The 14,746-nt window shown below is 46.5% G+C and carries 11 protein-coding genes and 1 tRNA gene; 7 read left to right on the forward strand and 5 right to left on the reverse strand.

All coding sequences use genetic code 11. The features are described 5' to 3' along the window. Positions 1-28: 28 nt before the first annotated feature. The 3 genes from clpP to B5Z18_RS31585 form a co-directional block, all read right to left on the reverse strand. A complete protein-coding gene (gene clpP / locus B5Z18_RS31575; RefSeq protein ID WP_079473577.1) occupies positions 29-730 on the reverse strand; it encodes an ATP-dependent Clp endopeptidase proteolytic subunit ClpP in 702 nt (233 codons plus the stop codon). Further along, positions 720-2,099: a trigger factor gene (gene tig / locus B5Z18_RS31580; protein WP_079473578.1), complete on the reverse strand. Its 1,380-nt coding sequence runs from the start codon at positions 2,097-2,099 to the stop codon at positions 720-722. Before tig ends, clpP begins: the two co-directional genes overlap by 11 nt. A gap of 217 nt (positions 2,100-2,316) precedes the next feature. After that, a tRNA-Leu gene (locus B5Z18_RS31585) sits at positions 2,317-2,398 on the reverse strand. Positions 2,399-2,635: 237 nt separating this feature from the next. Here B5Z18_RS31585 and B5Z18_RS31590 point away from each other — a divergent pair. Further along, entirely contained in the window at positions 2,636-3,859 is a 1,224-nt protein-coding gene (locus B5Z18_RS31590; RefSeq protein ID WP_079473647.1) for an ROK family transcriptional regulator, read from the forward strand. Positions 3,860-3,919: 60 nt separating this feature from the next. Then, on the forward strand, positions 3,920-4,336 hold the full coding sequence (locus B5Z18_RS31595) for a VOC family protein (protein WP_079473579.1): 417 nt from the start codon (positions 3,920-3,922) through the stop codon (positions 4,334-4,336). Between the two features lie 68 nt (positions 4,337-4,404). On the opposite strand, the gene B5Z18_RS31600 is transcribed toward B5Z18_RS31595, so the two are convergent. Further along, positions 4,405-6,693 (reverse strand): tetratricopeptide repeat protein, encoded by a 2,289-nt coding sequence (locus B5Z18_RS31600; protein ID WP_079473580.1) that lies wholly within the window; start codon positions 6,691-6,693, stop codon positions 4,405-4,407. 130 nt (positions 6,694-6,823) lie between these two features. On the opposite strand from B5Z18_RS31600, the gene B5Z18_RS31605 reads away from it, so the two are divergent. Further along, entirely contained in the window at positions 6,824-8,221 is a 1,398-nt protein-coding gene (locus tag B5Z18_RS31605; protein WP_079473581.1) for a S41 family peptidase, read from the forward strand. Positions 8,222-8,369: 148 nt separating this feature from the next. Here the strand turns inward: B5Z18_RS31605 and B5Z18_RS31610 are convergent, their stop codons facing one another. Beyond that, positions 8,370-8,792 carry a response regulator gene (locus tag B5Z18_RS31610; RefSeq protein WP_133256265.1) on the reverse strand — a complete coding sequence of 141 codons (423 nt, stop codon included), beginning with the start codon at positions 8,790-8,792 and terminating at the stop codon, positions 8,370-8,372. Between the two features lie 135 nt (positions 8,793-8,927). On the opposite strand from B5Z18_RS31610, the gene B5Z18_RS31615 reads away from it, so the two are divergent. From B5Z18_RS31615 to B5Z18_RS31630, 4 genes are read left to right on the forward strand one after another with little or no spacing between them, the layout of a single operon-like run. After that, positions 8,928-12,938, forward strand: a complete 4,011-nt coding sequence (locus tag B5Z18_RS31615; RefSeq protein ID WP_079473583.1) for a response regulator — start codon at positions 8,928-8,930, stop codon at positions 12,936-12,938. A 5-nt stretch (positions 12,939-12,943) separates the two neighbouring features. Continuing rightward, complete coding sequence (locus B5Z18_RS31620) at positions 12,944-13,318, forward strand: response regulator (RefSeq protein ID WP_079473584.1); 375 nt, start codon at positions 12,944-12,946, stop codon at positions 13,316-13,318. A gap of 2 nt (positions 13,319-13,320) precedes the next feature. Continuing rightward, positions 13,321-14,148, forward strand: coding sequence for a CheR family methyltransferase (locus B5Z18_RS31625; RefSeq protein WP_227024683.1), 828 nt, complete (start codon positions 13,321-13,323; stop codon positions 14,146-14,148). A gap of 19 nt (positions 14,149-14,167) precedes the next feature. Further along, the gene (locus B5Z18_RS31630) at positions 14,168-14,740 is read left to right on the forward strand and encodes a chemotaxis protein CheB (protein WP_079473585.1); all 573 of its coding nucleotides are present in this window, start codon (positions 14,168-14,170) and stop codon (positions 14,738-14,740) included. Positions 14,741-14,746: the final 6 nt, after the last annotated feature.

Here is a 14,746-nt window from a genome sequence, read left to right on the forward strand (position 1 = left end):
GCTTATTTATGCCTTGAGCTTTAAGCTTTTACTGAGGCGTTTCCAGATTTTTCTTTGGATTTTTCTGGAGTACGTCATCAATGATGCCGTATTCTTTTGCTTCATCCGCAGTCATCCAGTAGTCACGGTCAGAATCTTTTTCCACTTTTTTAACCGGTTGTCCGCAGTGGCCGGCAATGATTTCGTTGAGTTCCTTTTTCAGTTTCACGAACTCACGCGCAGTGATTTCGATGTCTGAAGTCTGGCCTTCTGCACCGCCATGAGGCTGGTGAATCATTACACGTGCATGTTTCAGCGCGGTACGTTTTCCTTTTGTACCTGCTACCAGCAATACAGCGCCGAAAGAGGCGGCCATACCGGTACAGATAGTAGCTACATCGGGAGAAATGATCTGCATAGTATCATAAATACCCAGGCCGGCGTAAACGCTTCCTCCGGGGCTATTGATGTACATCTGTATATCACGGTTACGGTCGGAAGACTCGAGGAACAACAGCTGCGCGGTAATTACGTTTGCCACGTAGTCGTTCACGGGATCTCCCAGGAAAATAATACGATCAGCCATCAACCTGGAGAAAACGTCCATCTGGGTCATATTCATCTGGCGTTCTTCAAGGATATAAGGAGTCAGACTGTTGATCTGGTGGCTTTTGGTGTAACTGTCTACTACCAGGCTGCTGATTCCCCGATGCTGGATGGCATATTTTCTGAATTCATTATTAATGTTCATGATGGTGATGTTTATGAGGTAAATTAACAAAATCTTCTGCTTTGATTTCCTCTTCTTTCACGTTCACCTTAGCCTCAGCCCAGTCAAATAACTTGGCAGTGATCATTTCACGGTAAGTCTGGTCTACAAATTTCTCATCCTGTAACAGGCGATCCAGGTAGCTGTCTAACCATTCTGCTCCATCAGCAGCGGCGCCGCCATAGTAGCCTAATACTTTTTGTTTGGCATTTTCCTTCAGATCTTCGAAAGAAACTTCCAGTTTATTTTCTTTAACCAGTTTATCGCTGATGAGTGTCCAACGTAATTGATGGTCAAAACCAGGGAATTCTTTTTCCGCTTCTTCCGCAGTTTTGGGCTTTTCACCGCCTACCTGCAGCCAGCGTTTGAGGAAATCCTTTGGCAATTCAATCGGCGTTTCGTGTACCAGTACTTCAAACAGGTCGTTGTGAAGGTGGTTACGGCTTTCAGAATCCCAGTATTTGCCGATCTCTTCTTTCAGTTTAGCGCGGAAAGCTTCTTCAGTAGTGATTTCTTCTCCCGGATAAACTTCTTTGAAGAAATCTTCATTCAGTTCTCTCTTCTCAATCAAACCAACTTTGGTGATGGTCAGTTTGAAATATTTCTTTGCCGCTTCTTTGTCGCCAGCTTCAAAGCCCAGATCTTTCAGGATCCAGCCCAAACGCTGCTCATCAAAGGAAGTAGCCAATTGGAATACAATGCTGTCTTCATTCTTTTTACCCTGCAGCTCAGCCTGGATGGCCGGTGAAAAGTATTTTACCAGTAAGGAGTTTTCTTTTACGATACCGCCTTCCACTACATTACCTTTCTTGTCAGACTCTTCGAATTTAACGTTAATCACGTTATCTTCTGAAGTAATTGTTTCAGGTTCTGTTGTTTTTCCACCTTTCAGCTGTAAACGCTGTACTTCATCGTTCACCATTTCATCGGTAACGGTTACTTTATATTTAGTAAGGGTGGTTTTGTTATCTTCCAGGGGAGTAACGCTGAAGCTGGGTTTCAGACCCACTTCAAATTCGAAGGCATAATCAGCAGGTTTGTTGAAATCCAGGTCTTTTGCCTGTTTTTCCAGGGACAGTGGCTGGCCGAAGATTTCCAGTTTCTCTGTCTGCACATAACCCATTAATTCTCTCTCAACAGTTTTCAGAATTTCGTCGCCAAAGATAGCCTGACCGTGCATCTTCTTAACCATACCTGCAGGTACCATTCCTTTACGGAAGCCTGGTATGTTCGCATTTTTGCTGAATTGCTTTACTGCTTTGTCAAAATTAGGAAGGTAGTCTTCCTGGCTCACTTTCACAGTGATCTTATCGTTCAATAAACCAATGTTTTCTCTCGTAACGGTTGCCATAATTGAATTGTATAAAGTGTTCTTTAAGAAGCAATAATGATTCCTTGTTTATTTTTCTGCCATGAAGTCACAACGGCAAGTAGGAATGGCAGGAAACTATTTTTGAATAAAATCAGGTGAAACTGTGTCTGAATAAGACAGGAGTGACAATGAAAGTGAGGGAGAGCATAGCATTATCACGTTGCCATATTGACGCATTGCCACATAATATTATATGTGCGGATGAAGGGACTCGAACCCCCATGCCTCGCGGCACCAGATCCTAAGTCTGGCATGTCTACCAATTTCATCACATCCGCAATAAGTAAAAAGAACTTACTCTCCCTGTATCGTCCCGGCCCCGGAAACCCCATCCGGCTATACATGACAAGAGCCCCTTTTTAGCTCAAAAAGGATTGCAAAGGTATTATTTTTTGTGAATTAACAAAATCATTTATATAGAGAACATTCCGCGTGTTTCTGCCCCTAATTTTAAAAAAATCAGAATTAAGCTGTTAAATTGGTGAGCAATTACTGTAAAAGTCTATCTGATGGCTATGGCTAAAACCTTTTTTGAAGAATTAAACAGCGCAAATGCTACCGGTGTAGCCTATAAGAATATCAACCTGAAAAAGGCCGCACTGGCCTACTTTGCCAATTCGGGCAATGCCACTATCGCTGATCTGTGCAAAGAGCTGAACCTCAGCACACCCAAAGTAACCAACCTGGTGAACGACCTCATTGCCGATGGCCTGGTGATGGACTATGGCAAAATAGAATCCACAGGCGGCCGTAAGCCCAACCTGTACGGATTGGTACCGGATTCGGCCTTCTTCATCGGGGTGGACGTAAAACACGACCACCTCAACCTGGGCTTGTCGGATCTTCACAAAAACCTGGTCACCACCGTGGAAGGACTGCCCTACGAACTGGATAATACCAAAGCCTCGCTGGAACAACTGTGCCTCCTGATCAATAACTTTATCGATGGCCTCACCGTTCCCAAAGAAAAGATCCTCGGCATCGGTATCAATATCCAGGGACGCATCAACTACGCCACCGGCTACAACTACAGCCTCTTCTATTTCGACGACGAACCACTCAGCAAAGTCATCGCTGCCAAGGTGGGTATCCGCGTTTTCCTGGAGAATGATTCACGGGCAATGGCTTACGGAGAATTTTGCTCCGACCTGGTGAACGGTGAACGCAACGTGCTGTTCCTCAACCTCGACTATGGCATAGGTATGGGCGTACTCATCAACGGGGAACTGTACTACGGTAAATCCGGCTACAGCGGGGAAGTGGGGCACATCCCGATGTTCGACAACGAAATCATCTGCCATTGCGGAAAAAAAGGATGCCTGGAAACGGAAGCCTCCGGATGGGCGCTGGTAAACATGTTCCGGCAAAAGCTGGCTGCGGGTTCTTCCTCTATGCTCAGCCGCACCCATCAATCACCTGAAGATATCCACCTGCATGATATTATAGACGCCGCTAACAACGACGATATGCTGGCCATTGAACTCATCGCCAAAGTAGGAGAGAACCTGGGCCGCGGCGTAGCCCTGCTCATGAACATCTTCAACCCCGAACTGGTGATACTCGGTGGCGCACTGGCCGCTACACAGGATCACATCCGCCTGCCCATAAAAAGCGCTATGAAAAAGTATTCCCTCAGCCTGGTAAGTAATGATTCCAAACTGAAAATGTCACGGCTTGGTGAAAGCGCCGGTATTATCGGAGCCTGCCTGCTGGTAAGAAATAAGGTGCTGATAAGTTAGTTTTTGCCTAACTTTATTATTCACCTGAATTCCATCTTCTTACCCTAAAAAAAGATTGTTATGTCCACCACATTAACACCTTATCTCACGTTTGGAACTAACTGCCGCGAAGCCATGAACTTCTACAAAGGCATCTTCGGAGGAGAACTGTTTATCATGACAGTGGGCGAAGCGCCTGAAAGCGAAAATGTACCTGCTGCATCGAAAGATCTTGTGATGCATGCTTTTTTGAAAACATCTTCTTTTGAAATTATGGCGTCCGATGCCGTGATGGGGCCGGCGCCTAAAAATGGGGATACTATTACACTGGCACTGGGTACGGAATCAAATGAAGAATCAGAAAAATTATTCAATGCGTTATCTGCCGGAGGAAAAGTAACCATGCCACTGGCTGAAACCTTCTGGGCACACCGTTTTGGTATGTTAACCGATAAATATGGTTTTCTCTGGATGGTGAGCTTTAACAAGCCCATGTAAAAGACAATCATCTTTTTTTCAGCTGTTTACTTTCTCCATATCATGCAGAAAATAAACAGCTGAATTATTTATTTCTTCTTCCTGAAAAAAGAAAATAATCCTCCTCCTCTCAATTCGTTTTTCTTCTCTGCCGCAGGACGGAATTCCGGATCATTCGCCACAATCAGGTCAATGATTTTTTTGCAGGTGGCAGGATCTTCCTTTGCTTCGTAAGCCAGTGCCATCGTATATCTCACCGCAGAAGCCTCTGTATCCCACGCCCAGTTATTGCTGGCGTAAATGTTTAAACACTGTGTGGCATATGCAAGGCATTCATCGTATTCTTTTTCACCGAGATACGCCTCTGCAAGAAAAGCGTATACGCCAAACCGGTAGTTGGGTGCATTGTCTGCCGCGTCGCCGTTGGACATAATCTGCAGCGTATGCAGCAGATCTGTAATGGCCGCTTTATAACGGCCCAGCTTTAGCGCCGCCTTTCCCCGGAAGTAATAGATTTTCATTTGTGAAATCACCGGTAGTTTGGTGATGCCGCCAATGGAAATACGGTTGTTGATAGCGCCTATGCAATGTTCGTACTGTGCATTATCGAAATACAGGTACATCAGGTTGAAATAGGCATCACTGTCGTCGGGCTTTTCCACCAGGTGTGTTTCCAGCGCCAGTATACGTTCAGACAAATCATCGGCGCTATTGGTACGGATAAAGGCCCGGCCGGTTTTAATACGGTCGATGTTATACGTAATGGTTTCCCGGTCGTAGTCCTCCAGTTCCTGCATATCTTTTGCAATCCAGGTATTATATTCTCCCAGTATTTTTTCATAGAGATCCAATGCTTCGGCATGTTTCTCTAATGTACACAGGTCGTCGATCATTCGTTCATGGATAGATACATAGTACATCAGCGGCAATACTTCCGTGAAATTTTCCAGGATGGTATGCCGGTCGGCGATCGCCTCGGCCAGCTTACCCATGCTGTGATACGCATCTGCCCTGGATTCCAGCTGCTCCCAGAAAGGCGACATATTGTACCCGATGGTGTGCACATGCGCTGCTTCCACAAAGATACCGCCTTCATACAAAGCAATACCATAGTTGTTGCAGCACATGGCGAAATGATGCGGATGGCCTGCATAAGAGTTGCCCGAATTCTCATACCAATAGGCATGGTAAATATCAAAAGCTTTTTTATACAGGAAGCGCTTCAGGGCCGTGGACGCCTGTTTTACCCCGTTGTCTTTTTCCAGTTGAATAATTTCACTGAAGATAACACCCGCTGCGTACCAGTCGTACGGAATGTTATGCTCCACATCCGGCCAGCTTTCGGGGAATTGCCCGTTTACTTTGTAACTCGTGAAATACCACCTCACTACGCTGAATGGATAAGGCTTAATGGCCAGCGACTTTTCGTACCACGGCAATGCCTCCTGGTAACTGCCGATGTTGAAGAATGCCGTGGCGGTATAATGATAGAAATAGGCTTCGCCGGGATATTCCGCAATAAAACGTTTGCCGGTGGAGATCTGTTCCAGGGTGCCTTCATCATCATCATCTCCAAAAAACTGTTGCCAGAATTCGGTAGTGCCTTTGCAGAATTCCCTTGCCAGCGCAGCGTTCCGCACACCATCTGCCAGCAGCTGCTGGATGTGCCGGAGCAAACGCAGCATATCATCTTTTGTATTTTCTCCTGCGGTGATCATGATCTGCAGCATGCTGGCGGCAAAGTCATAATCCGCCATATCCAGCGCAAACCAGGTGGTAGACAGCAGGCGGTTGTTAAACACCGTACATTCAAAGGCTTGTTTATAGTATTCCAGTGCAGCGGGTCTGTTTTCCGTATGATAGTATACATCGCCTATACGGGTAAAACACTGGAACCGCGCAACATTCAACTGGGGCAGATCATCGGCATAGAGTGATCCATACACCTCGAGGTTGCGTTGCATATCTGCCAGTGCTTTCTCCGTTTCATTTTTTAGTACCCATACCTGGAAGCGGTACAGTAGTGCTTTGGTAGTCAGTTCTTCATCGCCACCGGCAATGAGGATATCACAATCGCCGATTGTTTCATCTCCTTTGTCGGCCATGATATTGGCGCCCATATACGCGCGGTGTACGCGGGCCTGTACATGCGTGGGATCAATGATCAGTACCTGGCTGAATGCCTCGTAGGCCTCGTTGTACATGGCGGTGGCCAGGTCCCTGTTGTCAGTGGCTTTGGCATTTTCCAGCTGGGATAAGCCCAGTAGTTGCCAGCCCCGGGCTTCGCCGGGGTTATCCTGCAGGTATATTTCCAGTTGGGTAATTGCTTCAGTATATGCCTGTTCATTATACAGCCTTTCCAGTTCGTCAAAATGCATATGCGCTTTATTAGGACATGTAATTTATTAATATTGGTGGACGATGATAAATATTTTCTGGTAGTTTCCTCCCGAATATATATATTTAAAGACCATTTATTATCAGCCAGAAACATTCAAATCCTTTGCCATGAAAGCAATAGCAGTATTGTTATTACTCCTGTGTAATACAGTTGTAAACGCGCAGGAGTGCGATTGCAGGAAGAAATTTGACAGCGTACAGGTGTATCTGAAAAAGAATTATGTAGGGTTTATCGACAAAGTAACCCCGGTTACGCAGCAGGCTTATACTGCCATGCTCACAAAAATCCGGCTACAAGCCGCCACTATCAAAGGCGCCACTCATTGCCTCCTGCTGGTAAACCGCTACCTGCGCTTCTTTAAAGACCAGCACCTCGCCCTGCACATTGGCTACACGCCCTTAAAAGAAAAAATTGCCCTCACTCCCCAGCAGCTGGACCTGCTGCAAAAACAACCGGTAAGTGGCGTAGCCGGAATCTACCAGGCCGACTCCCTTTACAAAGTAGCCCTGGTAAAGAACCTGCGGGGGCTGCGTACTTATGCTGCCGTGATTATGGAATCGGCTTCGCCGGATTGGAAACCCGGCGACGTGTTGTTTGAACTGGCGGCTACCGGACCGGATAAATTTGATATGATCAGCTATGTAACGCAGGAGGTGAATTTTGATACCCTCACCATCGGAAAGCAGCGTGATGGCCTTTCCGCATTGGGGTGGCAGAAGCCCGCTACGGCATCGTTACAGAAAGCCGGCAACACACCGGCAGAAATACCCGCCTTCGCCGATATGCCCGCGCCCCTCTTTTTCCGGCAGGTAAACGACAGTACCGGCTACCTGCGCATAAGCAGCTTTGATGCGGCATTCTATCCACTGGCAGATTCCGTACTGAATGCAAACGATGAATACCTGCGCAGAAACCCCAACCTGGTAATTGATGTACGTAACAGCGGCCTGGGCGCCGATAAACTGATTGAACGCCTGCGGCCTTTACTGTATACCCAACCCGTGAGGATCACCGGGGCCGACTTTTATGCCACACCCGATAATATTGCCGCATGGAGACATGTCCTGGACGAACAAACCGGAAAACTACCGGAAGAATACGTAGAACAGATCCGGGCTGCGATCGAACAGGGTAGTGGTTTACAGGGCCGGTTGGTGAGTATGGGACCGGATGAAAACATGATCCTGCCTTCGCCGCTGCCGGCTCCGGCCAAAGTAGCGATACTCATCAACGGTAAATGCAGTAATACCGCAGAACAGTTTTTACTGGAAGCCGCACAAAGCCAGAAAGTAAAACTCATGGGCACGCCCACAGCAGGAGCGCTGGATTACTCCAATGTAGCCAGGGTAAAGTTTTCAGCGCCTGATTTCTCAATAGACTATCCCGTTACCCGCTCCCGCAGGGTTGCAGCAGGACAAGGCATTGATAACAAGGGCATTCAGCCTGCAGTGAAAGTAAATTTCCATTCGGCCGGCTGGCTGGAAGAAGTAGTGAAGCAATTTTAATGCGGGAGTCGTTAAGATCCGGTTAACACTTGAACATCATTTAAAACCCATCTTTGAGATACAAAGCATATGCTCACGCATATATAGGGTTTAAAAATAGTAACAATGGTAGAAAAACTGCCTCACAATTCTTTGTGAGGCTTCTTTATTAAAACAACTTTTGTTGTAAAAGATCTACCAGTATATGCGTAAGCTCATGAAGACTGTTGGGCTTTGTCAGGAAATAAGAGGCTCCCAGCTCCCGGGTTTCTTTCTTATCAGATTCATGTGAAGAAGTGGTATAGATGACTATAGGTATATGTTTTAAATGATCCTGCTGCTGTATTTCTGCAAGAAACTGTTTCCCGTCTATTCTCGGCATATTCAGGTCAAGGAAGATGAGGTCGGGCACCAGGTTGTTGTTTAGCTTAAATAGTGCATCTTCTCCGTTTATAGCTTCATGGTAAATAATATCCGGTGCCAGCTCTTTTAATACTTCACCAAATATCATTCTGTCATCTATATCATCGTCAATTAAAAGTACTGAGGTATATTTACAACTATCGGGCATATCGTTTTGGAATAGAGACAAATCTAAGATTTTGTTGTTATTTTATTATCACATAATTCGTTTTAGGGATACTGTTTGAAGTAAAATTTGCTCAAACTCTTTGTAAGCATAGATTGCAGGACAGTATCCCCATAAAAGTTAAACAAGCTCAGGCAAATGAAGAAATACTTTATGCAGCTCCCGCTTCCCAGGAAGCTGATGTTAGTTGCTGTAATACCATTGGCATGCCTTGTATATTTTGGTATAGCTGTATTCAATAAACAGAGTGAAGATATCAGTACCATCGATAACCTGGTGCAGAAAATTACCACTGCCACCACTATCATGAGAGTAGCCGATGAAATCCATATGGAGCGCAGGAATAGCGTAAACTATGTGATGCTGACCGGAAGCCTGAACGACCTGCTTATGCAACGCGCTAAAACCGATCTCGCCATCGATGGTGTAAAAGGCAGACTGCTGGCCAATGACAGCCATTTCTTCCAATACTCACTGCTAAATACACTTCCCAAAAAAAGAAAGGACATCGATAACAAAAGCATGCCGCAACGGGAAGTGCTCGATTATTATTCCAACCTTATTTTCCGTCTGAACGACCTGGCCAATACCAATACCCCGGATATCCCGGTATTAAAAGCTGTTCAGCAGGATATGAATGCACAATACCTGCTGGCACAGATGGCAGCCTACCAGGGAATGATCCGCATGGATATTTATTATTTCATGCTGAAAAAAGAAGTGTGGCCGGAAGATTTTGCCCGCATAGAAAACAATGCCGACATGTATGCCGCCCTGCGTGCAGAGCTGGTAGACAAAGCCTCTCCCGCCGTTTCAAAGGATTATCTTAAAATGGAATCCTCCAATGAAATGACCATCACAAATGATTTCATTAAAAGCACTATCACCTCCCGTAAAATTGATACCCTGTTCAACGCAGACTCCTGGTGGGATAACTCTTCTTTAGCAGTAGATCAGCTGAAACAATTGCAGCGCTCCGTGATGGATAAAGTAGGCCGGGACGCAAAAATTATCTCCAAAAAAGAAAATGATCTGAAAACCCGCTACCTGCTGATATTGGTAGGTATCATCGTATTGGTGGTAGTATTTATTTCTTATACTATTAAGGGCATCACCGATAGCCTGGAACTGTTGCGGGCTGCGGCAGTGAATATTGCAAAAGGGGTACCAGGATCAGCGCCGGAGGTACACGCCAAAGATGCTATTGGCAGCCTGGCACGTTCTTTCGCCGTTATCGACGAAACCAGCCAGGAACTGGCCACTGCAGCCGATAGTATCGGTAAGGGCAATTTTAATATTGATGTGAAGCCCCGCAGCGAAGGCGATGTACTTGGCCACGCAATAGTGCAGATGGCCGCAGATCTGAAAACATTCCGGTATCATGCCGACCAGAAAATATGGATCCAGACAGGGCTTAACCGCATCAGCGAAACGCTGCTCGGTGAAAAGGATATGGATTCGCTCAGTAAAGACGCATTAACAGATATGGTACAATACACCGGCGCACAAACAGGCGTATTGTACATCCGGTATTCCGGTGAACTGCGCTTAGCCGCTGAATTTGCACTATCGCCGGCCCATCCGGCGCCACCCGTAATTGAAGTAGGCAAAACCCTGCTCGGCCAAAGCGTACTACAAAAGGAGCCGCTATACATCCGGGAAGCACCAGACGATTTCCTGCATATCGCCGGTGCTGCGGCTTCCGCGCAACCCGGCCATGTACTCATCATTCCGCTCATTCATGCAGGCATCACGGAAGGCGTGATAGAAATAGGCTCCCTGTTCCCTTTTAAAGATAATGTGATCGACTTTGCGAAACAGGCCGCCGTTAATATCGCCATCGCCCTGCAAAGCACCCGGAGCCGTGCCCGCCTGCAGGAACTGCTGGAAGAAACCCAGGCCCAGGCAGAAGAGCTGCAAACACAACACAGTGAACTGGAAAGCCTGAACGTAGAACTGGAAGCCCAGACACAAAAACTCCAGGTATCAGAAGAAGAACTGAAAGTGCAACAGGAAGAACTGATGCAGTCGAATGTAGAACTGGAAGAAAGAAGCCGTCTCCTTGAAGAGAAAAATCAGATCATCGTGGAACGGAACCTGGATATACATAAAAAAGCAGAAGAGCTGGCCCTCAGCACCCGCTACAAATCAGAGTTCCTGGCCAATATGTCGCATGAACTGCGTACGCCGCTGAATTCGATTTTATTGTTATCAAGACTCCTTTCTGAAAATCACGATGCCAATCTCAATGGCGACCAGGTCGAATATGCACAGGTGATCAATAGCTCCGGTAAAGGGCTGCTGACGCTGATAGATGAAATACTTGACCTCTCAAAAATAGAATCCGGCAAAATGGAACTGGAATTTAACCAGGTGTCCATAGCCGATATCTGCTCCAATATGCAGGCATTGTTTGAACCGATTGCCAAAGAAAAAGGACTGCAGCTGCAAATACATCAGGACGCTGCTGTGCCCGCCAGCATTGAAACAGACCAGCTGCGACTGGAACAGATCCTCAAAAACCTGTTATCCAACGCACTGAAATTTACTGCGAGGGGATTTGTCCGGATGGAAGTACTGGAAGGAGAAGCGCCGCAAACAATCCGCTTTGCAGTAAAGGATACCGGCATTGGTATCCCGGCGGAAAAACAACAGGTGATCTTTGAAGCGTTTCAGCAGGCAGATGGATCTACGCGGCGGAAATACGGTGGTACCGGCCTGGGACTGTCTATCAGCCGGGAACTGGCGAAACTGCTCGGCGGACAAATTACCGTGAACAGCAACAACAATGAGGGCAGTGAATTCATCATTACCATCCCGGTGGTCCGCAAAACAGAAACATCCGTAAATAAACCTTTCGTACTGCCGTCACCGGTAGTAGAAGAAACCAACGGCGGGCAAAAGAAAAGATTCCTTTCACTTACCGTTCCGGAAGATGTTTATGATGACCGCGGCCTTATTGAAACCGGCGAATCTGTAATACTCATCGTGGAAGATGATACGCATTTTGCAAAGGCGTTGCTCGACTTCACACATACAAGAGGATACAAAGGAATTGTATCCGTGCGAGGCGATGAAGCTGCAGAGCTGGCGCGTATCTACAAGCCGGTCGGTATCCTGCTGGATATCCAGCTGCCTATAAAAGATGGCTGGCAGGTAATGGAAGAACTGAAAAGTGATCCGGCCACCAGACCGATACCCGTGCATATCATGTCTTCCATGGAAGCAAAAAAAGAAAGCCTCCTGAAAGGCGCAGTTGACTTTATCAGCAAGCCGGTAGATCCGGAGAGCATGCAGCTGATCTTTGAAAAAATGGAATTTGTATTGCAGCGTTCCACCAAAAAAGTATTGATCCTGGAAGAAAATGCGAAACACGCCAAAGCATTGGCTTATTTCCTCAGTAACTACCAGGTGAGTTCCGAAATCAGCAATAACGTGGAAGAAGGTGTATCCCTGCTGCAACAACATGACGTGGACTGTGTGATCCTCGATATGGGAATTCCTGATCAGCAGGCTTATGAAGCGCTGGAAATGGTGAAGGAAATAAAGGGACTGGAAAATCTCCCGATTATCATTTTCACTGGTAAAAGTTTATCAAAGGCAGAAGAACAGCGAATCCGTCAGTATGCTGATTCTATCGTGATAAAAACGGCGCATTCCTATCAGCGTATGCTGGATGAAGTATCCCTGTTCCTGCACCTGGTATCTGAAAATGCGCCGGCAGCACAGGGTGGAAATGGGAAGATGGGCGTATTGAATGAAGTGTTGAAAGATAAAACCGTGTTGGTGGCAGATGATGATGTGCGCAATATCTTCTCTTTAACAAAAGCACTGGAGAAACACCAGATGAAGGTACTGTCTGCCATTGATGGTAAAGAGGCGCTGCAGCAGCTGAAGGAACATCCGGTAGACATTGTGCTGATGGATATGATGATGCCCGAAATGGACGGTTACGATGCTATTGCTGCTATCCGGAAACAACCGGGGCTGAAAGGATTGCCGGTGATTGCAGTTACTGCAAAAGCCATGATGGGCGACCGGGAGAAATGTCTGCAGGCGGGCGCTTCGGATTACATTTCCAAACCAGTGGATGTAGATCAATTGTTATCATTACTACGGGTATGGTTATACGATAAAGCCATGAAATAGTTTGTATGGAACAGAAACAGGTATTAATTGTAGATGATGACGCACGCAACATCTTTGCGTTAAAGGCAGTATTGCGATCCAGGAATATTCCATGCGTATCTGTGAGCACCGGTGCGGAGGCATTGCAGGTGTTATCAACAGAGCATGCAATAGGAGCTGTATTGATGGATATCATGATGCCCGATATGGATGGCTATGAAACTATTTCTGCTGTCCGTGCCATGCCCTGGAATAGCCGGCTGCCGCTGATTGCAGTAACAGCAAAAGCAATGGTAGGCGATCGTGAAAAATGCCTGGAAGCAGGCGCCGATAACTATATTTCCAAACCGATTGATGTAGATGAGTTACTGTTGCAGCTACAACAATATTTATCTGAATAAACGTGAGCAGGAACCTGATAAGCGAACAGGAAGTATCCCTGTTGCTGAATGATATACTGGAAAGATATGGGTATGATTTTACAGAGTATGCCCCCGCTTCTATTAACCGGCGGGTAAATCATCTGTACCAGGTAGACCGCTTTCCCAGTTTTGCCGAATACCGGTACCGTATTATTTCGGATCCGGCATACGCATTACGTTTTGTGGAAGAAATAACGGTAAATGTAACAGAGATGTTCAGGGACCCTTCTTTCTACCAGGCATTGCGTACCCAGGTGTTGCCGGTGCTGGCCACCTATCCGTTTATCCGGGTATGGCATGCCGGCTGTTCCACCGGTGAGGAAGTATATTCATTTGCCATCCTGCTCAAAGAAGCAAAACTGCTGCACAAAGCAGTGATCTATGCTACCGATATCAATGCGGGCGTACTGGAAAAGGGCCGCAAAGGAATGTTCCGGCTTTCGCAAATGCAGCAATACTCCCGCAACTATATGGAGTCCGGTGGCCGCGAAGATTTCTCCTCGTATTATACAGCCAATTATGAATATGCCAAGTTCCGGGAAGACCTCGGGGAGAAGATCATTTTTTCACCGCATAACCTGGTAACAGATGGCTCATTTAATGAATTCCAGTTAATCATCTGCCGCAATGTATTGATCTACTTTAGTAAAAAATTACAGGACAGGGTATTAACACTATTCAGTGATAGTTTGGAACAGCTGGGCTTCCTGGCGCTGGGAAGTAAGGAAACACTTAACTTCACCAGCGTAACCGGCAAATTCAAACAACTGGAAAACCGGGAGAAGATCTGGCGAAAGGTGCAGCTGTAATAACAAAACAAGAGGCTATATGACCACAGCACCATACTTAATTGTAATAGGCGGTTCCGCCGGGGGATTGCACCCTATCCTGACTTTATTGCCGGGACTTGTTGCATCGCTTCCTGCAGCCATTTTAATTGTTTTGCACCGCCAAAGCCATTATGAATCTGTACTAACAGACCTGCTGTCGGCTAAATCCGCTTTGCCGGTTAAAGAGGCTTCAGAAAAAGAACCATTGTTACCGGCTACTATTTACATTGCGCCGGCCGACTACCATTTACTGATAGAAACAGATCATACCTTTTCCCTGGATGATTCGGAGAAGGTGAATTTCAGCCGGCCGAGTATTGACGTTACCTTTACATCCGCAGCGCTGGCCTATGGCAGCAGGATGACCGCCTTACTGCTTTCTGGCGCCAACACCGATGGTACCGAAGGATTGATAGATGTACACGATGCCGGCGGCACCACCGCCGTGCAGGACCCGGCCACTGCGGATTCGGATTATATGCCAAGACAAGCCATCCTGCACGCTCCCGTTGATATTATCCTGCAGCCATCCGAAATGGCTGCCTTCATAAACCGAATGGCAGAGGTATGATTATTG

The sequence above is a fragment of the Chitinophaga ginsengisegetis genome, assembly GCF_900168065.1.
GTDB classification, from domain to species: Bacteria; Bacteroidota; Bacteroidia; order Chitinophagales; family Chitinophagaceae; genus Chitinophaga; species Chitinophaga ginsengisegetis.